25 protein-coding genes are annotated in these 24,235 nt (G+C 58.6%); 22 read left to right on the forward strand and 3 right to left on the reverse strand.

Going from position 1 to position 24,235, the window contains the following annotated elements:
- Positions 1-4 precede the first annotated feature (4 nt).
- The 4 genes from kdsA to ispD all read left to right on the forward strand — a co-directional run bounded on the left by kdsA (position 5) and on the right by ispD (position 3,451).
- Positions 5-850, forward strand: a complete 846-nt coding sequence (gene kdsA, locus PspR84_RS06145) for a 3-deoxy-8-phosphooctulonate synthase (protein ID WP_160056231.1) — start codon at positions 5-7, stop codon at positions 848-850.
- 157 nt (positions 851-1,007) lie between these two features.
- On the forward strand, positions 1,008-2,297 hold the full coding sequence (eno, locus tag PspR84_RS06150; protein ID WP_007908839.1) for a phosphopyruvate hydratase: 1,290 nt from the start codon (positions 1,008-1,010) through the stop codon (positions 2,295-2,297).
- 171 nt (positions 2,298-2,468) lie between these two features.
- Complete coding sequence (gene ftsB / locus PspR84_RS06155; protein ID WP_007908838.1) at positions 2,469-2,747, forward strand: cell division protein FtsB; 279 nt, start codon at positions 2,469-2,471, stop codon at positions 2,745-2,747.
- Positions 2,744-3,451 carry a 2-C-methyl-D-erythritol 4-phosphate cytidylyltransferase gene (ispD, locus tag PspR84_RS06160; protein ID WP_160056233.1) on the forward strand — a complete coding sequence of 236 codons (708 nt, stop codon included), beginning with the start codon at positions 2,744-2,746 and terminating at the stop codon, positions 3,449-3,451. The genes ftsB and ispD overlap by 4 nt, the downstream gene beginning before the upstream one ends.
- 143 nt (positions 3,452-3,594) lie before the next feature.
- Here ispD and PspR84_RS06165 read toward each other — a convergent pair whose 3' ends face one another.
- On the reverse strand, positions 3,595-4,491 hold the full coding sequence (locus tag PspR84_RS06165; RefSeq protein WP_034156318.1) for a LysR substrate-binding domain-containing protein: 897 nt from the start codon (positions 4,489-4,491) through the stop codon (positions 3,595-3,597).
- A 116-nt stretch (positions 4,492-4,607) separates the two neighbouring features.
- Between PspR84_RS06165 and PspR84_RS06170 the strand changes: the two genes are divergently transcribed.
- From PspR84_RS06170 to rpoS, 8 genes are all read left to right on the forward strand, one after another.
- A complete protein-coding gene (locus PspR84_RS06170) occupies positions 4,608-5,720 on the forward strand; it encodes an S-(hydroxymethyl)glutathione dehydrogenase/class III alcohol dehydrogenase (protein WP_008081726.1) in 1,113 nt (370 codons plus the stop codon).
- 90 nt (positions 5,721-5,810) lie between these two features.
- A complete protein-coding gene (gene fghA, locus PspR84_RS06175; protein WP_174244494.1) occupies positions 5,811-6,662 on the forward strand; it encodes an S-formylglutathione hydrolase in 852 nt (283 codons plus the stop codon).
- A gap of 44 nt (positions 6,663-6,706) precedes the next feature.
- A complete protein-coding gene (ispF, locus tag PspR84_RS06180) occupies positions 6,707-7,180 on the forward strand; it encodes a 2-C-methyl-D-erythritol 2,4-cyclodiphosphate synthase (RefSeq protein WP_034149878.1) in 474 nt (157 codons plus the stop codon).
- A complete protein-coding gene (truD, locus tag PspR84_RS06185) occupies positions 7,177-8,235 on the forward strand; it encodes a tRNA pseudouridine(13) synthase TruD (protein ID WP_160056237.1) in 1,059 nt (352 codons plus the stop codon). The genes ispF and truD overlap by 4 nt, the downstream gene beginning before the upstream one ends.
- On the forward strand, positions 8,223-8,972 hold the full coding sequence (gene surE / locus PspR84_RS06190; RefSeq protein WP_007908831.1) for a 5'/3'-nucleotidase SurE: 750 nt from the start codon (positions 8,223-8,225) through the stop codon (positions 8,970-8,972). The genes truD and surE overlap by 13 nt, the downstream gene beginning before the upstream one ends.
- A gap of 41 nt (positions 8,973-9,013) precedes the next feature.
- A complete protein-coding gene (locus PspR84_RS06195; RefSeq protein WP_171057346.1) occupies positions 9,014-9,649 on the forward strand; it encodes a protein-L-isoaspartate(D-aspartate) O-methyltransferase in 636 nt (211 codons plus the stop codon).
- 212 nt (positions 9,650-9,861) lie between these two features.
- On the forward strand, positions 9,862-10,743 hold the full coding sequence (locus PspR84_RS06200) for a peptidoglycan DD-metalloendopeptidase family protein (RefSeq protein ID WP_160056239.1): 882 nt from the start codon (positions 9,862-9,864) through the stop codon (positions 10,741-10,743).
- Positions 10,744-10,849: 106 nt separating this feature from the next.
- Positions 10,850-11,860 carry an RNA polymerase sigma factor RpoS gene (gene rpoS, locus PspR84_RS06205; protein ID WP_016985073.1) on the forward strand — a complete coding sequence of 337 codons (1,011 nt, stop codon included), beginning with the start codon at positions 10,850-10,852 and terminating at the stop codon, positions 11,858-11,860.
- A 527-nt stretch (positions 11,861-12,387) separates the two neighbouring features.
- On the opposite strand, the gene fdxA is transcribed toward rpoS, so the two are convergent.
- Positions 12,388-12,711: a ferredoxin FdxA gene (fdxA, locus tag PspR84_RS06210; RefSeq protein ID WP_008077096.1), complete on the reverse strand. Its 324-nt coding sequence runs from the start codon at positions 12,709-12,711 to the stop codon at positions 12,388-12,390.
- Between the two features lie 163 nt (positions 12,712-12,874).
- A complete protein-coding gene (mutS, locus tag PspR84_RS06215) occupies positions 12,875-15,457 on the reverse strand; it encodes a DNA mismatch repair protein MutS (protein WP_160056241.1) in 2,583 nt (860 codons plus the stop codon).
- Positions 15,458-15,668: 211 nt separating this feature from the next.
- Between mutS and PspR84_RS06220 the strand changes: the two genes are divergently transcribed.
- From PspR84_RS06220 to PspR84_RS06265, 10 genes are all read left to right on the forward strand, one after another.
- Entirely contained in the window at positions 15,669-16,403 is a 735-nt protein-coding gene (locus PspR84_RS06220) for an XRE family transcriptional regulator (protein ID WP_007908821.1), read from the forward strand.
- A gap of 517 nt (positions 16,404-16,920) precedes the next feature.
- Positions 16,921-17,325 (forward strand): tail fiber assembly protein, encoded by a 405-nt coding sequence (locus PspR84_RS06225; RefSeq protein ID WP_160056243.1) that lies wholly within the window; start codon positions 16,921-16,923, stop codon positions 17,323-17,325.
- Positions 17,326-17,375: 50 nt separating this feature from the next.
- Positions 17,376-17,798, forward strand: a complete 423-nt coding sequence (locus PspR84_RS06230; RefSeq protein ID WP_160056245.1) for a tail fiber assembly protein — start codon at positions 17,376-17,378, stop codon at positions 17,796-17,798.
- Positions 17,799-17,938: 140 nt separating this feature from the next.
- Positions 17,939-18,277 (forward strand): phage holin family protein, encoded by a 339-nt coding sequence (locus PspR84_RS06235; protein ID WP_160056247.1) that lies wholly within the window; start codon positions 17,939-17,941, stop codon positions 18,275-18,277.
- Positions 18,278-18,348: 71 nt separating this feature from the next.
- The gene (locus PspR84_RS06240) at positions 18,349-18,870 is read left to right on the forward strand and encodes a hypothetical protein (RefSeq protein ID WP_160056249.1); all 522 of its coding nucleotides are present in this window, start codon (positions 18,349-18,351) and stop codon (positions 18,868-18,870) included.
- 3 nt (positions 18,871-18,873) lie between these two features.
- Positions 18,874-19,482 (forward strand): phage baseplate assembly protein V, encoded by a 609-nt coding sequence (locus PspR84_RS06245; RefSeq protein ID WP_160056251.1) that lies wholly within the window; start codon positions 18,874-18,876, stop codon positions 19,480-19,482.
- Between the two features lie 14 nt (positions 19,483-19,496).
- A complete protein-coding gene (locus tag PspR84_RS06250) occupies positions 19,497-19,829 on the forward strand; it encodes a phage baseplate protein (protein WP_160056253.1) in 333 nt (110 codons plus the stop codon).
- Entirely contained in the window at positions 19,826-20,821 is a 996-nt protein-coding gene (locus tag PspR84_RS06255) for a baseplate J/gp47 family protein (protein ID WP_160056255.1), read from the forward strand. Before PspR84_RS06250 ends, PspR84_RS06255 begins: the two co-directional genes overlap by 4 nt.
- The gene (locus PspR84_RS06260; protein ID WP_160056257.1) at positions 20,818-21,453 is read left to right on the forward strand and encodes a phage tail protein I; all 636 of its coding nucleotides are present in this window, start codon (positions 20,818-20,820) and stop codon (positions 21,451-21,453) included. Before PspR84_RS06255 ends, PspR84_RS06260 begins: the two co-directional genes overlap by 4 nt.
- Complete coding sequence (locus PspR84_RS06265; protein ID WP_160056259.1) at positions 21,454-24,228, forward strand: phage tail protein; 2,775 nt, start codon at positions 21,454-21,456, stop codon at positions 24,226-24,228.
- Positions 24,229-24,235 lie beyond the last annotated feature (7 nt).

The raw sequence follows: 24,235 nt of genomic DNA on the forward strand, positions 1-24,235 counted from the left end.
CCCGATGGCACAGAAGATCATCCGCGTCGGCGACATCGAGATTGCCAACGACAAACCCATGGTGCTGTTCGGCGGCATGAACGTGCTGGAAAGCCGCGACATGGCCATGCAGGTTTGCGAAGAGTACGTGAAGGTTACCGAAAAACTCGGCATCCCTTACGTGTTCAAGGCCAGCTTCGACAAGGCCAACCGTTCTTCTGTGGCCTCTTATCGTGGTCCTGGCCTGGAAGAGGGCATGCGCATCTTCCAGGACATCAAACAAGCCTTCGGCGTGCCGATCATCACCGACGTCCATGAGCCTGATCAGGCCGCGGTCGTCGCTGAGGTCTGCGACATCATTCAACTGCCGGCCTTCCTGTCGCGCCAGACCGATCTGGTCGTCGCGATGGCCAAGACCAATGCAGTGATCAACATCAAGAAAGCCCAGTTCCTCGCGCCTCAGGAAATGAAACACATCCTGAACAAGTGCGTCGAAGCGGGTAACGATCAACTGATCCTCTGCGAACGTGGTTCGAGCTTCGGCTACAACAACCTCGTGGTCGACATGCTCGGCTTCGGCATCATGAAGCAGTTCGAGTACCCGGTATTCTTCGACGTGACCCACGCGCTGCAAATGCCGGGTGGTCGTGCCGACTCCGCCGGCGGTCGCCGCGCACAGGTTCTGGATCTGGCCAAGGCGGGCATGAGCCAGTCGTTGGCAGGTCTGTTCCTCGAAGCGCACCCGGATCCGGACAACGCCAAATGCGATGGCCCTTGCGCCTTGCGTCTGGACAAACTGGAGCCATTCCTGGTCCAGCTCAAAGCGTTGGACGAACTGGTTAAGAGTTTTCCGACGGTAGAAACCGCGTAACACTCAATTCTCCGGTAAAGTACCGCACGATTTGTCGCTCATGCCCTCGGGCATGAGCGTTATCGTCTGCAAGTCTGCCCGCTGCACACCCCTTGCCGACGGTAAAAAGATTTCCTCTAGCTGCGTCGTTTTCGTCAACTTTGGAGTGTTTACAACAATGGCAAAAATCGTCGACATCAAAGGTCGTGAAGTTCTCGACTCCCGTGGCAATCCCACCGTGGAAGCGGACGTGCTTCTCGACAACGGCATCATCGGCAGCGCTTGCGCGCCGTCCGGTGCATCCACTGGCTCGCGTGAAGCGCTCGAGCTGCGTGATGGCGACAAGAGCCGTTACCTGGGCAAGGGCGTGCTCAAAGCGGTAGCCAACATCAACGGTCCGATCCGCGATCTGCTGCTGGGCACCGACCCAAGCGACCAGAAAGCCTTGGATCACGCGATGATCAAGCTCGACGGTACCGAAAACAAGGCAACTCTGGGCGCCAACGCCATCCTCGCCGTGTCCCTGGCTGCGGCCAAGGCGGCTGCGCAGGATCAGGACCTGCCGCTGTACGCACACATCGCCAACCTCAACGGCACCCCGGGTGTGTACTCGATGCCGGTGCCGATGATGAACATCATCAACGGTGGCGAGCACGCCGATAACAACGTCGACATCCAGGAATTCATGGTGCAGCCGGTTGGCGCCAAGTCGTTCTCGGAAGGTCTGCGCATGGGCACCGAGATTTTCCATCACTTGAAAGCTGTACTGAAGGCTCGTGGCCTGAGCACTGCCGTTGGCGACGAAGGCGGTTTCGCACCGAACCTGGCGTCCAACGAAGACGCGTTGAAAGTGATCTCCGAAGCCGTTGCCAACGCCGGTTACAAGCTGGGCACCGACGTGACCCTGGCGCTGGACTGCGCGGCCAGCGAATTCTACGAAGACGGCAAGTACAACCTGTCCGGCGAAGGCCAGGTGTTCACCGCTGAAGGTTTCGCTGACTACCTCAAAGGCCTGACCGAACGTTATCCGATCATCTCGATCGAAGACGGTCTGGACGAGTCCGACTGGGCTGGCTGGAAGATCCTCACCGACAAGATCGGCGAGAAGGTTCAACTGGTCGGCGACGACCTGTTCGTGACCAACACCAAGATCCTGAAAGAGGGCATCGATAAAAACATCGCCAACTCGATCCTGATCAAGTTCAACCAGATCGGCACCCTGACCGAAACCCTGGAAGCCATCCAGATGGCCAAGGCTGCCGGTTACACTGCAGTGATCTCGCACCGTTCGGGCGAAACCGAAGATTCGACCATTGCCGACCTGGCCGTTGGCACCTCGGCTGGACAGATCAAGACCGGTTCGCTGTGCCGTTCCGACCGCGTTTCCAAGTACAACCAACTGCTGCGTATCGAAGAGCAGTTGAATGGCAAGGCCAAGTACAACGGTCGCAGCGAATTCCGCGGCTAAGTACAAATCGATGGAAGGACACCGGATTGTGTCGAAAAAGTCGTGACAGCGATGGATTTGCCACTAATCTGATGCCTTAACAGCACAAGCCTGGGTCTTCCAGGCTTCGTGCTATCAGATGCTTCAAAGTTTTGGCGTGGCTGTCTTTTTTCACTGGATACCTGATATTCGATGCGCAGTCCTTACTGGTTGTTTCTCGTTTTGCTCTTGCTACTGGCCGGTCTGCAGTACCGCCTGTGGGTGGGCAATGGCAGTCTGGCGCAAGTCGCCGAGCTGAATCAGCAGATTGCTGATCAACACGCCGAGAACGAAGGTTTGCTGGAGCGCAACCGAGTGATGGACGCTGAAGTCAGCGAGTTGAAAAAGGGCATGGAGACCGTTGAAGAGCGGGCTCGTCACGAACTGGGCATGGTCAAGGACGGCGAAACCCTTTACCAGTTGGCCCAATGATCAATTCCCTGCCGGCCTTCTGGGCCGTGATTCCTGCCGCGGGCATCGGTGCCCGAATGGCCGCGGACCGTCCCAAGCAATACCTGCAACTGGGCGGGCGCACAATTCTCGAACACAGCCTCGGCTGTTTCCTCGATCACCCAAGCCTTAAAGGGCTGGTGGTCAGTCTTGCGGTTGATGATCCTTACTGGCCGAACCTGGCCTGCGTCAGCGATCCGCGAATTCAACGCGTTGAAGGCGGGGCCGAGCGCTCCGGCTCGGTACTCAATGCCTTGCTGCATTTGCATGCGCAGGGTGCCGATGATGAGGATTGGGTGCTGGTGCACGATGCGGCACGGCCGAATCTGAGTCGTGAAGATCTCGACAAGTTACTGGATGAGCTGGCGGATGATCCGGTGGGCGGTTTGCTCGCGGTGCCGGCGCGCGACACGTTGAAGCGGGTCGACAAGCACGGTCGGGTTGTTGAGACAGTGGATCGCAGCGTGATCTGGCAGGCGTATACGCCGCAGATGTTCCGCCTGGGTGCGTTGCATCGGGCGCTGGCGGACAGTCTGGTTGCTGATGCTGTGATTACCGATGAGGCTTCGGCTATGGAGTGGGCAGGTCTCAAGCCGCGTCTGATTGAAGGGCGGGCGGATAACCTCAAGGTGACCCGGCCTGAAGATCTGGAGTGGTTGCGCCAGCGTTGGGCGAATCGCCGCTGAGTGCAGTGGCGCTTTTCTGATTGCATTCGTGAGCAGGCTCGCTCCCACATTTGATTTGCGCCTGACCCCAAATTTGCATTCACCGCCGATCCCCTGTGGGAGCGAGCCTGCTCGCGAAAGCGATAGTTCAGGCAACCCATCACTCAGCTTCGATATTCGGGCCGCTCAGCCAACCCTTCCTTAAGAAAATCCACCAACTTGCGCACCTTCGGCGACAAATGCCGCTGCTGCGGGTAAAGCGCCCACACCGCCGTATTCGGCGGCTGATGCGCCTCCAGCAGCGAAATCAACGCGCCACTGTGCAAATGTTCCAGCACGTAATAGTCAGGCAACTGACATAACCCCACGCCTTGAAGCGCCGCATCCAGCACCGCTTGCCCACTGTTGCAGCGCCAGTTGCCCTGCACCCGCTGGGAAAATTCCCGCCCGTTTTGCTCAAGCTGCCAGATGTCCGAGCTGCCGATCAGGCAATTGTGCCGACTCAATTCCGACAAACTATGTGGGCGCCCATACCGCTCAACGTAGGACGGTGAAGCACAGAGAAACATGCGGCGAGGCGCCAAGCGCGTCGCGACCAAGCGCGAATCCTGAAGCCGCCCCAAGCGAATCGCCAGATCCAACCCCTCATGTACCAGATCGAGCTGGCGGTTGCTCAGTTCGATATCGATGCGCAGCTGCGGATACAGGCCCATGAATCGCGTCACCAGCGGCACGATAAAGCGTTCGCCATACGCGACGGCGCAGGTCATGCGCAGCATGCCTTTCGGTTCGCTGGTCAGATCGCCGACGGCGCGCAATGCTTCCTCGCGACCGTCCTGCAAGCGTTGGCAATGTTGCAGAAAGGTCTGCCCGGCCTCGGTCAGCGTCACCCGACGGGTACTGCGATAGAGCAGGCGCGTCTGTAAGCGTTCTTCCAGCCGTACGATTTGTCGACTGATGTGCGAGGACGAAACCCCGAGACGTTCGGCGGCGGCAGTGAACTGGCTGCATTCAGCAACGGCGACGAACTCGTCGATGCCTTCCCAGCGATTTTCGGACATCGGGATTATCCCTGTGTGGCAATAATGTTTTGCTTTTGTCCGGATTATTCATCGTAAAGCTATGTATTACACTCCTTGTCTGGTTTTTTATTCATTGGATTCACTGGAGAGTCAGCATGATCAAGTCGCGCGCCGCCGTTGCCTTCGAGGCCAAGAAGCCGCTGGAAATCGTAGAAGTCGATGTCGCCATGCCCAAGGCCGGTGAAGTTTTGCTGCGCGTAGTCGCTTCCGGTGTTTGCCACACTGACGCTTACACCCTGTCCGGTGCAGATCCGGAAGGCATCTTCCCGTCGATCCTCGGCCACGAAGGCGGCGCCATCGTTGAAGCCATCGGCGAGGGCGTGACTTCGGTTGCCGTAGGCGATCACGTTATTCCGCTGTACACCCCGGAATGCGGACAGTGCAAATTCTGCAAGTCGGGCAAGACCAACCTGTGTCAGGCGATTCGCGCGACTCAAGGCAAAGGCTTGATGCCGGACGGTACTTCGCGTTTTTCCTACAAGGGCGAAACGATTTTCCACTACATGGGCACGTCGACCTTTTCGGAGTACACCGTGTTGCCGGAAATCTCCGTGGCCAAGATTTCCAAGGATGCACCGCTGGAAAAGGTCTGCCTGCTCGGCTGCGGCGTCACCACCGGTATCGGTGCCGTGCTCAACACCGCCAAGGTCAAACCGGGTGACACCGTGGCCATCTTCGGTCTGGGCGGCATCGGTCTGTCAGCGGTGATCGGCGCTGTTAAAGCCAAGGCTGCGCGCATCATCGCCATCGACATCAACCCGGCCAAGTTCGAGATCGCCAAGCAACTCGGCGCCACCGACTGCGTGAACCCGAAGGACTTCGATCGTCCGATCCAGGAAGTGATCGTCGACATGACCGATGGCGGCGTCGACTTCTCCTTTGAGTGCATCGGCAACGTGCAACTGATGCGCGCCGCCCTTGAGTGCTGCCACAAAGGTTGGGGTGAGTCGGTCATCATCGGTGTCGCCGGTGCCGGTCAGGAAATCTCTACCCGTCCGTTCCAGTTGGTCACCGGTCGCGTCTGGCGCGGTTCGGCGTTCGGCGGCGTGCGCGGCCGTACCGAGTTGCCGAGCTACGTCGACATGGCTCAGAGCGGCGAGATTCCGCTGGATACTTTCATCACCCACACCATGGGTCTGGAAGACATCAACAAGGCCTTCGACCTGATGCACGAAGGCAAGAGCATCCGTACCGTCATTCATTTCTAAAAGCAGCCCCAAGTTACAAGCTTCAAGCTGCAAGCAAAGGCGCTTTTGCCTTTTCTTGAAGCTCGAAGCTTGCCACTTGCAGCTGGGAGAATCCCCATGAGTCTGGAAAACATCTCCTGTCAGAAAAGTTTCGGCGGTTGGCACAAGCGTTATCGCCATCGCTCCGACGTGCTCGGTTGCGACATGGTGTTCGCCGTCTACCTGCCACCGCAAGCGGAGCAGGGCAGCAAGCTGCCGGTGTTGTACTGGTTGTCGGGCCTGACCTGCACCGATGAGAACTTCATGCAGAAGGCCGGCGCGATGCGCATGGCTGCCGAACTGGGTTTGATCATCGTTGCGCCGGACACCAGTCCGCGCGGTCCTGATGTGCCGGGCGATCCGGATGGCGCGTGGGATTTCGGCCTCGGCGCCGGGTTCTATCTGAATGCCACGCAGGAACCTTGGTCGCGCCACTATCGGATGCATGACTATGTCGTGCAGGAATTGCCTTCGCTGGTTGAAGCGCATTTCCCAGCTTCTGATAAACGCAGCATCAGCGGCCACTCGATGGGCGGCCACGGAGCGTTGGTCTGCGCATTGCGAAATCCAGGGCGCTATCAATCGGTGTCGGCGTTCTCGCCGATCAACAACCCGATGGATTGCCCATGGGGTCAAAAAGCGTTCTCGCGTTACCTGGGCGAAGATCGTTCGAAGTGGAAAGAGTGGGATGCCTGTGCGCTGATCGCCGAAGTGGACGAAAAACTGCCGCTGCTGGTCGATCAAGGCGATCGCGACGACTTCCTCGCCACTCAGCTCAAACCTGAAGCCTTGCAACAAGCGGCAAAACAAGCGGGCCATCCGCTGACATTGCGCCTGCAACCGGGCTACGACCACAGCTATTTCTTCATCTCAAGCTTCATAGACGACCACTTGCAGCATCACGCACGCGCCCTGCGCGGTTAATGCAGGTAGAATCACGCCCTGACAAAAATCGGGGCGTTTTTTTTATGCGTATTGGCCACGGCTATGATGTGCACCGTTTCGCTGAAGGCGATTTCATCACTCTGGGCGGCGTGCGCATTGCACACAGCTTCGGGCTGCTCGCTCATTCCGACGGTGACGTCCTGCTGCACGCCTTGAGCGATGCCTTGCTCGGCGCTGCGGCGCTGGGTGATATCGGCAAACACTTCCCGGACACCGACCCGCAATTCAAGGGCGCCGACAGCCGTGCGCTGCTGCGGCATGTGGTCGCACTGATCCACGCCAAAGGCTGGAAAGTCGGCAACGTCGACAACACCATCGTTGCCCAGGCGCCGAAAATGGCCCCGCATATCGAATCGATGCGCGCGCTGATCGCGGCGGATCTTCAAGTTGAGTTGGATCAAGTGAACGTGAAAGCTACCACCACCGAAAAGCTTGGCTTTGTCGGTCGCGAAGAAGGCATTGCCGTGCACTCCGTTGCCTTGTTGCTGCGCGCATGAATGAACTGCAATTGCTCGGCCCACGGGCCTATGGCGAACCCCTCGGCAGTGCGGTACTGAAAGCCATCGCTGAAGATTTTCAGGTCGATGAAGTCCTCGATATCCCGTTTAGCGGCGACGGTGAACACCTGTGGATCTGGGTCGAGAAACGCGGCCTCAACACTGAAGAAGCCGCACGGCGTATCGCCAAGGCCGCCGGCGTGCCATTGCGCACCGTCAGCTATGCCGGCCTCAAGGATCGTCAGGCGCTGACCCGCCAATGGTTCAGCGTGCAATTGCCGGGCAAGGCCGATCCGGACCTGTCGGCGGCGGAAAACGACACGCTGAAAATCCTCAAGACCACTCGCCACAAGCGCAAGCTGCAACGCGGCGCGCATTCGGCCAATGGTTTCACCTTGCGCCTGACTCAGTTCACTGGCGACAGAGACGCGATTGAACAGCGTCTGCAACTGATCGCCAAGCAAGGCATCCCCAATTATTTCGGCGCCCAGCGTTTCGGCCATGACGGCGGCAACGTCGTTGATGCGCGTGCGTGGGCGGCGCGCAAAGCCTTGCCGGAGCAGCGCAATGTGCGTTCGCGCCTGCTCTCTACCGCGCGCAGCTTCCTGTTCAACAAAGTACTGGCGGCGCGTGTTGCCGATGGTACTTGGCAAAAAGCTCAGGTCGGCGATTTGCTGGCGTTCACCGACAGCCGTAGTTTTTTTCCGGCCGGTGAAGCTGAATGCAGCGACCCGCGTCTGGCGATTCTCGATCTGCACCCGACCGGTCCGCAGTGGGGCGAAGGTGACTCGCCGACCGCGGGCGTTGTCCATGATCTGGAGCAGGCGATTGCCGCCGATGAAGCAGAGCTGCGCGATTGGTTGATTAACGCCGGTATGAGTCACGAACGTCGCATCCTGCGGCTGCCCATTGGCGGGTTGACGTGGCATTATCCCCAGCCTGACATTCTGCAACTGGAATTCGTCCTCCCGGCCGGATGCTTCGCTACCGTATTGGTGCGCGAACTCGTTGATCTGGTGCCGGTGGGGCAGACGGACAGCCCATGCGTATTCTGATTTCTAACGACGATGGGGTAACCGCACCCGGTCTTGCCGCGCTTTATGCTGCGCTGGCGGATTACACCGAGTGCGTGGTTATCGCCCCGGAGCAGGACAAAAGCGGCGCCAGCAGTTCGCTGACGCTCGACCGTCCGCTGCACCCGCAATATCTGGCCAACGGCTTTATCAGCCTTAATGGCACACCGACCGACTGCGTGCACCTGGGCCTTAATGGCTTGCTGGAGCGCGAGGCGGACATGGTGGTTTCCGGGATCAACCTCGGCGCCAATCTTGGCGATGACGTGCTGTATTCCGGGACAGTGGCGGCCGCCCTTGAGGGACGTTTTCTCGAGCGTCCGTCGTTCGCGTTTTCGCTGGTCTCGCGGCAGGTGGATAATCTGCCGACGGCAGCCTACTTTGCGCGCAAACTGGTCGAGGCCCATGCCGGGCTTGATCTGCCACCGCGCACGGTGCTCAACGTGAACATTCCCAATCTGCCCATCGATCACATTCGTGGTATCCAGCTGACTCGACTCGGTCATCGCGCCCGCGCGGCGGCGCCGATGAAAGTGGTCGATCCGCGTGGCAAGGCCGGTTACTGGATTGCCGCTGCCGGCGATGCCGAAGATGGCGGTCCGGGTACGGACTTTCATGCGGTGATGCAGGGCTACGTTTCCATCACGCCGTTGCAGCTCGATCGCACCTTCAATGACGCCTTCAGAAGTCTCGACGGCTGGCTGGAGGGACTGCGCTGATGGCCCGTGAACACGAAGACAGGCTGCGCAGCGGCATCGGCATGACCTCGCAGCGTACCCGTGAGCGTCTGATCCAGCGCCTGTACGAAGAAGGCGTGTCCAACGCCAAGGTACTGGAAGTGATTCGGCGTACGCCGCGTCATCTGTTCGTCGATGAAGCGCTGGCACATCGCGCTTACGAGGACACGGCGCTGCCGATCGGCAATAACCAGACCATTTCCCAGCCTTATATGGTGGCGCGCATGAGCGAGCTGCTGCTGGAGGCGGGGCCGCTGGATAAAGTGCTGGAGATCGGCACTGGTTCCGGTTACCAGACCGCCGTGTTGTCGCAACTGGTTGAGCGAGTGTTCTCGGTCGAGCGCATCAAGGTGCTGCAAGATCGTGCCAAGGAACGTTTGGTCGAACTGAACCTGCGCAACGTGGTGTTCCGTTGGGGCGATGGCTGGGAAGGCTGGCCGGCGCTGGCGCCGTATAACGGCATCATCGTCACCGCCGTGGCCACGGATGTACCGCAAGCCTTGCTCGATCAATTGGCTCCGGGCGGGCGTATGGTGATTCCGGTGGGCTCGGGAGAAGTGCAGCAATTGTTGCTGATCGTGCGTGAGGAAAACGGCTTTTCGCGGCATGTTCTGGGGGCTGTTCGTTTCGTTCCGTTGCTCAATGGGCCGCTGGCCTGAGCATTTGTTTACGCGCGCTGAATTCCTTTCGTTCGCCTGTGTCTTACTCCGGCAGCGATGGTTTAAACGCAGCAGACTGTCCACTTGCAAACGTGTGCGCGACGCGATTTCGCTTCATTAAAGGTAAAGCCGATTCGGCCCGTTATACTTGCGACACCTGATGCCGGCATCCGGCATTTCACATTTTTCAGCCACCACAAAGGGAGCGGCGGGTGAGTCTCACAGTCATTGCGCAGCGTATGGGTAACACGAGCTTTCAGCGCCTGGTGACTGGCCTTGTCTTGAGCACCTTGCTGGTCGGTTGCTCCAGCACCAAATCGAGCAATGTCCGGGTGGTCGATCGCAACAGCGCGGTGGCCCAGCGTCCTACGGTGACGACCGGGCAGTATGTAGTCCGTCCCGGAGATACGATGTTTTCGATCGCATTTCGCTACGGCTGGGACTACAAAGCCCTCGCTGCCCGGAACAATATTCCTACGCCGTATACGATCCATCCGGGTCAGACAATTCGCTTCGATGGCCGTACCGGTTCAACGCCGACGGCGGTGGTGAGCAACAGCAGTTCTTCGCCTTCTTCGTCGAGCAAAACCACGGTAATCCGGCGTCAGGCAAATGGCACGACGACCACCACAACCACGGGTTCTGCTGGCAGTTCTGCGGGCGTTGCACCGTCCGTCGCCAACAAGCAGGCACCTGCTCCACTGCCTCCTGCAGGCCCGGCCCCGACCGGCTGGGGATGGCCATCTAATGGCATTCTGATTGGAAAATTCTCTTCAAACGGTAGTTTGAATAAAGGAATTGATATCGCCGGAGATTTGGGACAGCCTGTTTTAGCTGCGTCTGATGGGACGGTGGTATACGCCGGGAGTGGCTTAAGGGGCTACGGCGAATTAGTCATCATCAAACACAGCGAAACCTACGTCAGTGCCTACGGCCATAACCGCAGGCTGTTGGTTCGGGAGGGACAGCAGGTCAAGGTCGGACAGACAATTGCCGAAATGGGGTCAACGGGTACAGACCGGGTGAAACTGCATTTTGAGATTCGCCGCCAAGGTAAACCTGTGGATCCGTTGCAGTTCCTGCCAAGACGTTGATTTGTAAGCCAGCCTGTTCCGTCGCGTAGAGGGGACAGGCTCCAGCGCTGCCAAGGATAAAGGCGTCGCTTGAGCTTGGGGTCGAACTCACCAAAGGACTATAACAATGGCTCTCAGTAAAGAAGTGCCGGAGTTTGACATCGACGATGAGGTTCTCCTTATGGAGGCCGGCATCGATTCGGAATCTTCGATGTCGAATGATGAAGGGGCTGCTCCACCTTCCGTTCGTTCCAAATCCAAACACTCCGCTTCACTTAAACAACATAAGTACATCGATTACACGCGTGCACTTGATGCCACGCAGTTGTATCTCAACGAAATCGGTTTTTCCCCATTGCTCTCCCCGGAGGAAGAAGTTCATTTTGCGCGCTTGTCGCAAAGTGGCGATCCGGCCGGGCGCAAGCGCATGATTGAAAGTAACCTGCGGCTGGTGGTAAAAATCGCCCGGCGTTACGTCAATCGGGGGCTGTCGCTGCTGGATCTGATCGAAGAGGGCAACCTCGGGCTGATCCGGGCGGTGGAAAAGTTCGATCCCGAGCGCGGCTTCCGCTTCTCGACCTACGCGACCTGGTGGATTCGTCAGACCATCGAGCGCGCGATCATGAATCAGACCCGGACCATCCGGTTGCCGATCCATGTGGTCAAGGAGCTCAACGTGTACCTGCGGGCTGCACGGGAGCTGACGCAAAAACTCGACCACGAACCTTCACCCGAAGAAATCGCCAACCTGCTGGAAAAACCGGTGGGGGAGGTCAAGCGCATGCTGGGCCTGAACGAGCGGGTTTCTTCGGTCGACGTCTCGCTGGGTCCGGATTCGGATAAAACCCTGCTGGACACCCTCACCGATGATCGCCCGACTGATCCTTGTGAACTGCTGCAGGATGACGACCTGTCGCAGAGCATCGATCAATGGCTGTCGGAGCTGACCGACAAGCAGCGCGAAGTGGTTGTACGCCGCTTCGGCCTGCGCGGTCATGAGAGCAGTACGCTGGAAGATGTAGGCCTGGAGATCGGCCTGACCCGGGAACGGGTACGGCAGATCCAGGTGGAGGGCCTCAAGCGCCTTCGTGAAATCCTCGAGAAGAATGGCCTGTCGAGCGAGTCGCTGTTTCAGTAAGCGCCTCACACGTCCGCCCGCAAAAAGCCCCGACTGGTTCGGGGCTTTTTGTTGGCCTGGATTTGTTGGCTATCTCTTGCATCCCTGTTAACTGCCGGACGTACGGTCGGCAATTCCATCGTTTGTAGTCTCGCGCTGTAAGCCTTGGCTTACTCTTTCGTAAGTGTTCACTATTTTTACAAGACGGCAGACGTCGATTAGCTTCGGTGTTCTTATTTAACTTATTGATTTATATATTTATTTTTTAATGTGAAGTGCTTATTACAGCGCTTCTGCGGTCTCCGTGCCGATTGCTCTGGCCGGGGAATTCTCTAGTATCTGGGTTGTGTCGACGGACAGACACGCCCTTCAAGGAAGAGGGGAATGGACATCGCAGGACGCGATTCATCAGGACGATGAAAAGGAATACAGGGAATAGGGAAAAAATGTGGGCGGGTCATACCGCCCCTTTTTTTTGCCCGCAGAAAAGCAAAATGCGGAAAGCAAAAAGGCCCGCAAGGGGCCTTTTCATTCGAGCGCGTGGCAGATCAGCGTTCGAGATCTTTGATCTTGCCTTTGACGCCATCCCACTCTTCGGCATCCGGCAGCGATTCTTTCTTCTCGGTGATGTTCGGCCAGATTTCAGCCAGATCAACGTTCAGTTGAATGAACTCCTGCATCTCTTCCGGAACTTCGTCCTCGGAGAAGATAGCTACAGCCGGGCATTCCGGTTCGCACAGGGCGCAGTCGATGCACTCATCCGGGTGAATCACCAGGAAGTTCGGGCCTTCGTAAAAGCAGTCCACCGGACAGACTTCTACGCAGTCGGTGTACTTGCACTTGATGCAGTTGTCGGTGACGACGAAGGTCATTTCTAATTTTCTCCTCAGGCGGCGGCAGCGTTGCCCCTTCACGGTTGGGGTCGCCAGGTTCGGGAGCGATATCTGCTGGCCAGGCTATTAGCCAGCAGCATCCCAAACCGCGCGAGATTCTAACAGCTTGAAGCCGTTTGCGTTATATCCGCTTCTTCAGTGCTTATATCCGGTTCTTCAGTGCATAGAGCATTTCGAGCGCACGACGCGGGGTCAGGTCATCCAGATCCAGTTTAGCCAGCTCATCAAGCACGGGGTGCGGCAGGCTGGCGAACATGTCGCTTTGTTGTGGCGTCGCCGGTTTGTCCTTGGCGGCGGGTTTCGGCGCTTCATGCGGCAAAGCGGTTTCTTCCAGTCGGCTCAGGTGCTCGCGGGCACGCACGATCACTTCGCTCGGCACACCGGCCAGTTGCGCTACTGCCAGACCGTAACTCTGACTGGCAGGGCCGGGCAGCACGTGGTGCAGGAACACGATGCGTTCGTTGTGCTCGGTGGCGTTGAGGTGGACGTTGGCCACCAGTGGCTCAGCTTCCGGCAACACGGTCAGTTCGAAGTAGTGCGTAGCGAACAGCGTATAGGCGCGCAAATGAGCCAGGCGCTCGGCTGCAGCCCAGGCCAGCGACAGGCCGTCAAAAGTGCTGGTGCCGCGACCGACTTCGTCCATCAGCACCAGGCTGCGCTCGGTGGCGTTGTGCAGGATGTTGGCGGTTTCGCTCATTTCGACCATGAAGGTCGAACGGCCACCCGCGAGGTCATCGCTGGAGCCGATACGGGTGAAGATGCGGTCGACCAGCGACAGTTCGCAACTGGCTGCCGGTACGAAGCTGCCGATATGCGCCAGCAGCACGATCAGTGCGGTTTGGCGCATGTAGGTGGATTTACCGCCCATGTTCGGGCCGGTGATCACCAGCATGCGCGTGTTGTCATCGAGGCTCAGGTCGTTGGCCACGAACGGCGTGGTCAGCACTTGCTCGACCACCGGGTGACGACCCTGGGAGATGCGCATGCACGGCTCGCTGACGAAGCGCGGGCAGTTCAGGTCGAGGTTCAGCGCACGCTCGGCAAGGTTGCTCAACACGTCGAGTTCGGCCAGCGCACCGGCGGTGTCCTGCAGCGGTGGCAACTGGCTGATCAGGTCCTCCAGCAGCGCTTCGTACAGCATCTTCTCGCGGGCGAGGGCGCGGCTCTTGGCCGACAGCGCCTTGTCTTCGAATTCTTTCAGCTCAGGCGTTATGAAGCGTTCGGCACCTTTCAGCGTCTGGCGACGGATGTAATCCGCCGGGGCGGATTCGGCCTGCTTGCTCGGCAGTTCGATGAAGTAGCCGTGAATGCGGTTGTAGCCGACTTTCAGATGGCTCAGGCCGGTGCGGGCTTTCTCGCGGGCTTCGAGATCGATGAGGAACTGACCGGCGTTTTCGCTCAGCGATTGCAGTTCATCGAGTTCGCTGTCGTAACCGGTTTTCAACACGCCGCCGTCACGGATTACCGCCGGCGGGTTATCGATGATGGCTTTCTCCAGCAGCGCCGCCAGTTCCGGGTAAGTGCTGGTGGTGGTCGCCAGACCTTGCAGGTGCGGCGCTTCCAGATCGGTCATCGCCACTTGCAGTTCAGGCAGTGCGCCAAGGGCGTCGCGCAGCCGGGCAAGGTCACGAGGACGCGCGTTGCGCAGGCCGATTCGCGCGAGAATTCGCTCGATGTCGCCGATTTCCTTGAGCTGTGGTTGCAGCTTTTCGAAACGGTAGCGATCAAGCAGGCAAGTGATCGAGGTCTGGCGCGCCAGCAATACCGTCAGATCGCGCAACGGGCGATTCAACCAACGGGTCAGCAAGCGGCTGCCCATGGCGGTCTGGCAGCGATCGACCACCGATTGCAGGGTATTGTCGCGGCCACCGGCGAGGTTGGTGTCGAGTTCAAGATTGCGGCGGCTCGCACCGTCCAGCACCACGGTGTCATCCAGGCGTTCGTGGCGCAGGCTGCGCAGATGGGGCAGGGCGGTGCGCTGGGTTTCCTTGGCGTAGGCCAACAGGCAACCGGCAGCGCCGATGGCCAGGGTCAGGTTCTCGCAGCCAAAGCCCTTCAGGTCTTGGGTGGAGAACTGCTGGCAAAGGCTTTTCAGTGCTGAGTCACGCTCGAAATCCCACGGCGCACGACGACTGACGCCACGGCGTTTTTCCGCTGGCAGGTCCCTCGGCCAGTCATCCGGGATCAGCAACTCAACCGGATTGATCCGCTCCAGTTCCGCGAGCAGGTTCTCCCAGCCTTTGATTTCCGACACGCTGAAACTGCCGCTGGTGATGTCCAGCACGGCCAGACCGAACAGGCGCTCGTCACCCAGCAGGGCGGCAATCAGGTTGTCGCGGCGCTCATCGAGCAGCGCCTCATCACTGACCGTCCCAGGGGTGAGGATGCGCACTACCTGACGTTCCACCGGGCCTTTGCTGGTTGCCGGGTCGCCGACCTGCTCGCAGATCACCACCGACTCGCCAAGCTTCACCAGCTTCGCCAGATAGCCTTCAGCCGCGTGGTAAGGAATGCCACACATCGGAATCGCCTGCCCCGCCGACTGCCCGCGCGCGGTCAGCGTGATGTCGAGCAACTTGGCCGCCTTCTTCGCGTCTTCGTAGAAGATCTCGTAGAAGTCGCCCATGCGGTAGAACATCAGCTGATCCGGGTGCTGATTCTTCAGGCGCCAGTACTGCTGCATCATCGGAGTGTGGGAGGACAGGTCGGAGACGGCTTTATTCATCGGATTGTCAGGCAACTCGTTAAAAGATGTAGGGCAAAAGCGGGGGCATCAGCCAGGCTTTCGCGCGATGGGCGCAAGGTTACCATGGGCGGTCTGCCGGACGCAGGCATCGCAGCCGGGTGACGGTTTTCTTCACCGAAAGGTGTATTTATGCACGATTTATGCAAATCAGCATTTGTCTTCATTAAAAACTTCAAGCACTATGCGCGTTATGCAAAAACGCAACGTAGCCTCCGTCTTAAGAGCACTGCTCGACCAGCACGGGATCTCCCCCACGGAGCTCCACCGTCGCACCGGCGTGCCTCAATCCACTCTCTCGCGGATCCTCAGCGGGAAGATCGTCGATCCCTCGGATAAACACATCTCGAAGATCGCCGAGTACTTCGCCGTGAGCACCGATCAATTGCGCGGGCGCGCAGATGTCGCGCCGTCGGCCGGAGCCGCGCGTGATGACGTACACGCGGAACTCAAGGACATAATGCTGTGGGACGACGATACGCCGGTCGATGATGACGAAGTATCGGTGCCGTTCCTTCGCGAGGTTGAATTGGCAGCAGGATCAGGAAGATTCGTCATCGAAGAGAGCGAGCGCTCTAGCCTGCGCTTCGGCAAGCGTAGCCTGCGCCATAACGGCGTGCAGTTCGATCAGGCCAAATGCGTGACAGTGCGCGGCAACAGTATGCTACCGGTGTTGCGTGATGGCGCCACCGTTGGTGTGAATGCGGGCAAGTGCGGGATCGGCGACATCATTGATGGCGACCTGTACGCGATCAATCACAACGGCCAGTTGCGCGTGAAGCAACTCTATCGCCTGCCGACCGGCATTCGTCTGCGCAGCTTCAATCGCGATGAGCATCCGGACGAAGACTACAGCTTCCAGGAAATCCAGGAAGAGCAGATCGTCATCCTCGGTCACGTCTTCTGGTGGGGCATGTACGCCCGCTAACCACACCGACTTCAGATAAGCCCGCCAATCGGCGGGTTTTTTTTCGCCTTGATGAAACCGCCAAACCCTTGAGTTGCGGGGCTTCCATGCATCTGCGCATTTCAAATGCATAAATAAATGCATTTACGCATTGACTGGATATGCATACATGCATATCCTTGCCACCAAGCCGCTCGACAAAGCGGCTGGCAAGAAAGCTCTTTAGTTCCACAAGAACAGGCAGCGATGAACCGGCCTCAACGGTTCAGAGGGTTGGCAACTGACCCGGGTGTGCAGCGTAAAGCACCAGAAGCAGTTATCCGGCGGGCAGGGACCGCGGTCGGAAAAACAATTTGAATGGACTCGTACCGCGCCAGTAGCGCCGAACAGTCAACTTCCTTCTTGGACACAGGATTTGAAGGAAGGCGAAGGAGCGCATTACTGAAAAGCCCGGTGCATCGCCGCCGGGCTTTTTGGAATGCCTACCGGAAGTTTTCACGCCACTCACCTGAAATGACCACACATTGAGGAATACCCGATGAATCTCTACGCATTGGTTGAATACAACAAAGTTGTCCAATTGAAGGAAAGCGAAGTCCGTCCTGATGCACCTGCTTCGCCAACGTCCGTATGGGTCGATGTAACCGGTAGTACAGACATGCGCGTGGGTTGGGGGGCGACGTTCAATGGCATCTGGTTATTCTCGCCGCCCACGGATGAAGACTTGCGTAACGAAGCCGAACAACAGAAATGGCAACTGCTGAATACGGGCGCCAACTGGCTGCTGCTCAACTCGCTTCAGTTCAAAGTTGATCTCGGTATCGCCACAACGCAAGACCAGGCTCGATTGCTGACTCACAAGCAGTATTGCATTGACGTCAGCGACATCGATAAGCAGCCGGGTTATCCGGCAAACATCGTCTGGCCGGTAGCACCGTACTGACAAACACACCAAGCCATTTCGCTCAAGAATTAGCCAAAAAGGAAATTTGAATGAATCGTTATGCACTCACAATTACGGCCATGGGTTACACCGTGGTTCTACAAGTAGTGGACATTGATGGCGAGGCGCCAGCCGTACCGGTAAGTGAACCAAGTGCTTCATGGCGCGATGTCACCGGTAACGAAACCGTTCAACCGGGAATGAAACTGGTGTGGGGGCCTTCTGGAAATGAATTTGTTGAAACGACGGTTCCGGAGCAGCAGTTGTTTACGAGCGGTCGCATAGAACTCCGGTTGGACGACGCAACACGCTGGCTGAAATTCAACCCTTTGCAATACAAGTTGGACCTCGGTATCGCCACTGCGGCTGATGAGGCCACATTGGTAGCCTACAAGCAGTACTTCATCGCTGTCGGCGAAGTGAAAAACCAGAACACATTTCCAATCATCAACTGGCCGGCCGCGCCCTTCTGATCGCCATTTTCAAAACCTGTCTGCGGGAGCGCATTACTGAAAAGCCCGGGCCACAGCGCCGGGCTTTTTGGAATGCCTGCCTGAGAGAAACCGATTGAACCCAACACATACCCTTCATCCATCACACCAGGAGGCGTGACATGACAAACGAGCAACAAGCGTTGGCGGACATGCCGATCTGGCTGGTCATCCTTCTTGCCGTCGTCGGCGGGGTGTCCGGCGAAATGTGGCGCGCCGACAAGGAGGGCGCACGTGGCTGGCCGCTGCTGCGCCGTCTGGCCCTGCGCTCCGGCGCCTGCATGATCTGCGGCGTGTCGGCGATCATGTTGCTGTATGCCGCCGGCATGTCGATCTGGGCGGCTGGCGCGTTCGGTTGCCTGACAGCGATGGCTGGCGCCGACGTCGCCATCGGGTTGTACGAACGCTGGGCCGCCAAGCGCATCGGCGTCTGCGACGTCCCGCCGCGCGACCAACCTTAACCCTGACTGTTTGTCCATGCCGCCCTTTGGGCGGCAGGACTGCGCGTGGACGATCGAAAAGGAGGTCATGTATGCCCACACCGATCCAGCAGCCGTCGCAACTGTTCACAGCCATCGCGACGACGCTGCGCAACACTGCCGGACTCAACCTCAACGTCGGCAATCACGATGATTTCACTGCGCCGGGCGATCAGGCCTGGGTGTTGATCGACTTCGACCGGAATGGGACTGGAGTGCGCGCCGCTGACGGACGAATTGCGCATGCCATGACGTTGTCCCTGCAAGTCATTCCGGCCCTTTCTGCCAGCGCATTTGCAGCATGCGATCTGACCGCTGTGCTGAAAAACCTGATCACCGACAACGGCTGGAACTTGCCCGGTGATCAATGCGATCTGCCAGTGAATATCGATGGCTTGCCGTCATTACTCATTCGCGCCGATCAGCAATACAAAGCCTGGACGCTGACGTTCAGCCAGACTCTTTACCTCGGCCCGACCTTGCTCGACGATCCGCTGGGCATCCCGAAATTCGCCCGCACCTGGGAAGTCAGCAACATCGACGACCCCGACCAATACACCACGCTGGAGGCCTGACCGATGTTCGACGCATTACTGCGTATGCAGCTGGGTCCGATCATCGAACGCCTGGCCGAAATGGAAGCGGAAATCGACGACCTGCACCGCCGTGCTGAAAGCTTCTGCCGCATCGGCATTTGCCAGAGCGTCGACGCTGCGAGCAACACCTGTCAGGTCAGTCACGGTGGTTTGCTGACGCCGGCCATCAAGTTTTTCAACCCCAGCGCCGGCGCACAAAGCGAGTCGCGGATTCCAACAGTGGGTGAACAGTGTCTGTTGTTCAACTACGGCAGCGGCGAAAGCGGCGCGCAATCTGTGGCGCTGTTCGGTCTGAACAGTGATCGTTTTCCACCCACCGCCACCGTACCGACGCTGACCCGCCGAGTGCATGTCGATGGCAGCGAAAGCGGTTACGACGACGCCTCGCACACTCTGCACTGGCAAAACGGCCCGGCAGCCTTCAGCGGTTCGCGCGAATCGCTGGAGCTGAGCATCGGCCCGGCCCGGTTAGCGATGACACCACAACTGATCACCCTGCAACTCGGTGCAGTCGGCCTGACCATTGACGCTTCGGGCGTGCACTTCAGCGGCCCATTGGTCGATCACCAGGGCCGCGTCATCAGCCCCTGATTCAAGAGCCTCCCATGATCGGAATCGATAGAGACAGCGGGGCCACGGTCGACGACTGGCTGCAGTTTGTGCAGCGCGCGACCCGGGCCCTGACTACGCCGCTGGGCACCCGGCAAAAAAGGCCCCTGTATGGCTCGTTGATCCCCACGCTGCTGGGGCAGAACCTCGGTGACGACGTTCTGCTTCTAGCCCAGAGCTACGCGGCGCAAGCCTTCTACAACAAGCAAAACGGCATTGACGATTTTCAGCCGCAAGTGATCGTCGCCAGTCGTCAGGGTGCCGGCCTGTTGTTGCGGTTCGCCGGTACCTGGAAAAACCGTCAACAAACCTTCGAGGTCGTGACATGAGCATGTTGATCCCCGGCCAGAACCAATTGGCCGAACCCGCGCTGATCACCGTTGAAGCCTTCGAAGACCTGCTCGCCGAATTCAAGGCTTTTGTCATTGAATACGTCGGCGCGCGCTCGCCGGACAGTGCCGCGAAACTCACGACCAGCCTGGACAACGAAAGCGAACTGCTGACCTTGGCGCTTGAAGCTTTCTGTGTGCGGCTGCAAACCCACGAGCGCAAATACAACGCTCGCATCAAACAGATGCTGGCGTGGTGGGCGACTGGCAGCAACCTTGATGCGCGGCTGGCGGACATGGGCCTTGAGCGGCAGTTGCTTGATCCCGGCGACCCCGCAGCATTTCCGCCGGTGCCAGCGATCTACGAAAGTGACGACGACGCCCGCCTGCGTTATTACCTGGCGCCACACGCCCCGGCGGCGGGCTCGCGGATGCAGTATCGCCGCGAAGTTTTCACCCTTGGCGAGCGTCCCACGGTGCAGGTCGAATCCACCGAGGCAGGTGTGGTGAACGTCACTTACACCTTCGACCCGGACGGTCTCGCTGCGCAGGTCAAGGATGGCAATGCTCGGCGTACCGCGCCGGGCGAGGTGCAGGTCACAGTGCTGTCCCGCGACGACGATGGCACGCCTTCCCAGGCATTGCTTGACGGCGTTCGTCAGCACTTCGCACGGCCTGATGTACGACCGGAAACCGACCTTGTCATGGTCAAGGCAGCCGATATTCAGCGCTACAAGATTCGCGTGGTCGCCAAGATCAATTCCGGCCCCGATTCGGGCCTGACCAAAGTCGCCGCGCAACAACAATTGCAGGCTTACGCTGACAGTTGCCATCGTCTCGAAGGTCGGGTTGATCCGAGCTGGATCGACTACACGCTGCACAGTGCCGGCGCCGTGCAATTGCAGATTCTCGAACCGCTGGCGCCGATCGTGACTACGGCGTTTCAAGCGCCGTATTGCACGGCGGTCGAGGTTGAGGTGCTGACGCTATGAGTGAGAAAACTCAGCGTCCGACGCTGCTGCCGGCCAACAGCTCGGCACTCGAACGAGGCCTGGATCTGGGCTTTGGCGCACTGCTTGATCGCATCGCGCCGCCGTTCCCCGAACTGATGAACCCGAGCGAAACACCGGTCGCATTCTTGCCTTATCTGGCAGCGGATCGCGGTGTCGCCGAATGGAGCACCGCCGCACCGGAAGCGGAAAAACGCCTGACCGTTGAACTGGCCTGGCCTACCGCGCGTCAGGCCGGCACTCGCAAGGCGCTGGAAAACGCCGCCAAGGGTTTGCAATTGCGCCCGGAAATCCGCGCCTGGTACGAACAGACGCCGCCCGGTGCGCCTTACAGCTTTTCCGTACGAGCCTTCAGCGACCAACCCTACAGCGAAGAAATCGACGCCCGTCTCGACCGACGTCTGGCCGATGCCAAGAGCGAACGGGATGTGCTGACGGTCTCGGTTGGCTTGAGCGCTTTCGGCAATCACGTCATCGGCGCCGCGACGTTCTGTGGCGAGCTGACCACGGTTTATCCAGTGTTCATCGAAGGGCTCGAAACCTCGGGAGAGGCGTTCATGGCTGCCGGCATGTACACCGTCGAAACATCCACAATTTATCCTCAGGGGGCCTGAATGGCTGACTATTACACCCTGCTTACCAACGCAGGGATTGCCTACGAAACAGCGTGCAAGGCTGCGGGCACGCCGATCAAGCTGACACAGATTTCCGTCGGCGATGGCGGCGGCTCGGTCTACAATCCGGCCGCGACCGCCATCGCGCTGAAACGCGAAGTCTGGCGCGGGCCGCTCAATGCGCTGTTCCAGGACGAGAAGAACCCGAGCTGGCTGCTCGCCGAAGTGACCATTCCGCCGGATGTTGGCGGCTGGTATGTGCGGGAAGCGGGGCTGTGGACTGATACCGGGATTCTCTACGCCATCGTCAAATATCCGGAGTCGTTCAAACCGGTGCTGGCGACGTCGGGTTCGGGTAAAGAGTTTTATATCCGCTCGATTTTCGAGACCAGCAATGCGTCCTTGGTGACGTTGTTGATTGATGACACCGTTGTTAAGGCCACGCGTGCCTGGGTCATGAGTTATCTCGCCGAAGAACTCGGCAAGCTGGATGGTAAGCAGTCGGTGCGTGTTGCGGCATCCACCAACATCGTGTTGAACGGTGCGCAGCAAATTGACGGCGTCGCAGTGATTGCTGGCGACCGCGTGCTTGTTGCGAACCAGACGCTGGCCAAGGACAACGGCCTGTGGATCGTCGGCAATGGCGACTGGGTGAGGGCAACGGATGCCAATAGCAGCGCCAAGGTCACACCGGGGCTGACAGTGATGGTGGAGGAGGGCACGGCGAGCGGTGATTCGCTGTGGCACCTCACCACCAATGCGCCGATTACCCTCGGCACGACTGCGCTGACGTTCAAGATGCTGGCCGGTCGCACCGGGATTGCTGCCGGGACTTACAAGAGTTTGACGGTTGATGAATATGGTCGCGCTACTGCGGGTGCAAACCCGGAGACGCTGGCAGGATTTGGCATCAAGGATTCGTACAACAAGGCTGAAGTCGAAGCGCTGATTGCCAAGGCGTCGGCGTTGCCGGTGGGATCGATCGTCGCGTTTCCGGTTGATTCGCCGCCGCCGGGTTTTCTGGAACTGGATAACAGCGTCAAGAGCAGCGCGACTTACCCGGACTTGAGTGCTTACCTGGGCGGCAAGTTCAACAAGGGTGATGAAGGTACAGGGAATTTCCGTTTGCCTGAAACGCGTGGGGAGTTTTTGCGCGGTTGGGATCATGGACGAGGGGTGGATGCTGGCCGAGGTCTCGGCAGCTGGCAGGCCGACGACAACAAGTCGCATGCTCATACCGTCACCCGCATGCAGGCATTCGCCAATGCGACCGGCAGTAATCCGAGTGCCGTAGTGGTAGATAACGGCAATACGGCCGTAATAACCAATTTCGCGGCTGGCTTCAACAGTTCTGGTGGCGCGGAGGCACGTCCCCGCAACATCGCCGTCATGTGGTGCATCAAAGCCTGGAACGCCCCGGTCAATCAGGGAACCATCGATGTCGCCGCGCTGGCCAAGGAAGTCGAACGGCTCAAATCCGCCGTTCCGATTGGCGCTGTTCTGGCATTCCCGACGGGTATTGTCGCTCCCGGTTATCTGGAACTGGATGGCAGTGTGCAGAGCATTGCGACTTATCCGGATCTGGCCGCCTATCTCGGCGCTGTCTATAACAAAGGCAATGAAGGTGCGGGCAACTTCCGATTGCCCGACTCGCGCGGGGAGTTTCTGCGTGGTTGGGATCACGGGCGTGGTGCTGATCCAGGAAGAGCAATCGGCAGTTGGCAGAAGGGCAGTATTGCTGCAATCGATACCAATATTCCGGCCACGCAGACGATTGCCTCCAATCTCGCTGATTATGAGGCCTCAAGGATTCGAACCGGTTATGACAGCGGTGACCCGACGCTTTACGCCGGCGTAACACTCATGGGCGTGAATCCTCAGGCGAACTTCCCATTGCCCGGCGGCCCTGAGGTCACTTATGGCATCACCAGGCCGAACAACCTGGCGGTGATGTGGTGCATCAAAGCCTGGAATGCACCGATCAATCAAGGAAGTATCGACATCGCTGCATTGGCTGCAGATATCAAAAGCTGGCGTCTCAACGGTGCCGAGGTCGGCGCAACTCGTAATTTGCGAGTATCGCTACCCACAGCAGCATCGCTTGCAACACTCACGGCTGATCAGTTGATTGCTGAGCAACCCGGTATCGGTCAATACAAATTGTCGAGCGTCAATCTATCTATAGATTTGACGACTATTGGTGCTGGTGGGATGGATGTCGGAGTTGCCCCGGCGCTCGGCAGTGTCGGGATTTACGTTATCTATAACCCAGTGCTGCGTATTGCCAAGCTACTCGGCGTCAATGCGTCCTCGGCGTTGATTCCTGAGGTTTATTCCGGCGCTTACATGCCGGCCGGATACACCGCAAGCGCGCTGGTCAGCGTTTGGCAAACCGACACCAATCGATTGATGGTTACCGGTGTCCAGCACCAACGCCTGATATCCATCCCCAGAGCGCAAGTCTTGTCTAACGGGGCGTCTTTGACATGGACTCCTGTTTCCCTGGCGTCGATTGTTCCGAAAAACGCGAAATCCGTCGGCGGGTATGTTCACTACATCAGCAGTGCTGAAAACGCTGGGGGTGGTTATCTGGGACTTGCTTCTGATGCGGTGGGGACTGGATTAAAAACTGTCGGTATTGGCGGGATGCTGGGGTTGGGGGTTCTCGGTTCATTCTCCGACCTGGTAATGACCACGCCACAAACGATTCACTACATCCTGGACTCAATTTTGTCTCGAGCTAATTCCGTCCATATTTCCCAATACACGTTTTAGGGGATAC

This window comes from Pseudomonas sp. R84, from assembly GCF_009834515.1.
Lineage (GTDB): Bacteria > Pseudomonadota > Gammaproteobacteria > Pseudomonadales > Pseudomonadaceae > Aquipseudomonas.

Bases quoted from the DNA above. Each gene is read 5' to 3' on its own strand.
- kdsA (WP_160056231.1), top strand. From the start codon at position 5: ATGGCACAGAAGATCATCCGCGTCGGCGACATCGAGATTGCCAACGAC.
- eno (WP_007908839.1), top strand. From the start codon at position 1,008: ATGGCAAAAATCGTCGACATCAAAGGTCGTGAAGTTCTCGACTCCCGT.
- ftsB (WP_007908838.1), top strand. From the start codon at position 2,469: ATGCGCAGTCCTTACTGGTTGTTTCTCGTTTTGCTCTTGCTACTGGCC.
- ispD (WP_160056233.1), top strand. From the start codon at position 2,744: ATGATCAATTCCCTGCCGGCCTTCTGGGCCGTGATTCCTGCCGCGGGC.
- PspR84_RS06165 (WP_034156318.1), bottom strand. From the start codon at position 4,491: ATGTCCGAAAATCGCTGGGAAGGCATCGACGAGTTCGTCGCCGTTGCT.
- PspR84_RS06170 (WP_008081726.1), top strand. From the start codon at position 4,608: ATGATCAAGTCGCGCGCCGCCGTTGCCTTCGAGGCCAAGAAGCCGCTG.
- ispF (WP_034149878.1), top strand. From the start codon at position 6,707: ATGCGTATTGGCCACGGCTATGATGTGCACCGTTTCGCTGAAGGCGAT.
- truD (WP_160056237.1), top strand. From the start codon at position 7,177: ATGAATGAACTGCAATTGCTCGGCCCACGGGCCTATGGCGAACCCCTC.
- surE (WP_007908831.1), top strand. From the start codon at position 8,223: ATGCGTATTCTGATTTCTAACGACGATGGGGTAACCGCACCCGGTCTT.
- PspR84_RS06195 (WP_171057346.1), top strand. From the start codon at position 9,014: ATGACCTCGCAGCGTACCCGTGAGCGTCTGATCCAGCGCCTGTACGAA.
- rpoS (WP_016985073.1), top strand. From the start codon at position 10,850: ATGGCTCTCAGTAAAGAAGTGCCGGAGTTTGACATCGACGATGAGGTT.
- fdxA (WP_008077096.1), bottom strand. From the start codon at position 12,711: ATGACCTTCGTCGTCACCGACAACTGCATCAAGTGCAAGTACACCGAC.
- mutS (WP_160056241.1), bottom strand. From the start codon at position 15,457: ATGAATAAAGCCGTCTCCGACCTGTCCTCCCACACTCCGATGATGCAG.
- PspR84_RS06220 (WP_007908821.1), top strand. From the start codon at position 15,669: ATGCAAAAACGCAACGTAGCCTCCGTCTTAAGAGCACTGCTCGACCAG.
- PspR84_RS06225 (WP_160056243.1), top strand. From the start codon at position 16,921: ATGAATCTCTACGCATTGGTTGAATACAACAAAGTTGTCCAATTGAAG.
- PspR84_RS06230 (WP_160056245.1), top strand. From the start codon at position 17,376: ATGAATCGTTATGCACTCACAATTACGGCCATGGGTTACACCGTGGTT.
- PspR84_RS06235 (WP_160056247.1), top strand. From the start codon at position 17,939: ATGACAAACGAGCAACAAGCGTTGGCGGACATGCCGATCTGGCTGGTC.
- PspR84_RS06240 (WP_160056249.1), top strand. From the start codon at position 18,349: ATGCCCACACCGATCCAGCAGCCGTCGCAACTGTTCACAGCCATCGCG.
- PspR84_RS06245 (WP_160056251.1), top strand. From the start codon at position 18,874: ATGTTCGACGCATTACTGCGTATGCAGCTGGGTCCGATCATCGAACGC.
- PspR84_RS06250 (WP_160056253.1), top strand. From the start codon at position 19,497: ATGATCGGAATCGATAGAGACAGCGGGGCCACGGTCGACGACTGGCTG.
- PspR84_RS06255 (WP_160056255.1), top strand. From the start codon at position 19,826: ATGAGCATGTTGATCCCCGGCCAGAACCAATTGGCCGAACCCGCGCTG.
- PspR84_RS06260 (WP_160056257.1), top strand. From the start codon at position 20,818: ATGAGTGAGAAAACTCAGCGTCCGACGCTGCTGCCGGCCAACAGCTCG.
- PspR84_RS06265 (WP_160056259.1), top strand. From the start codon at position 21,454: ATGGCTGACTATTACACCCTGCTTACCAACGCAGGGATTGCCTACGAA.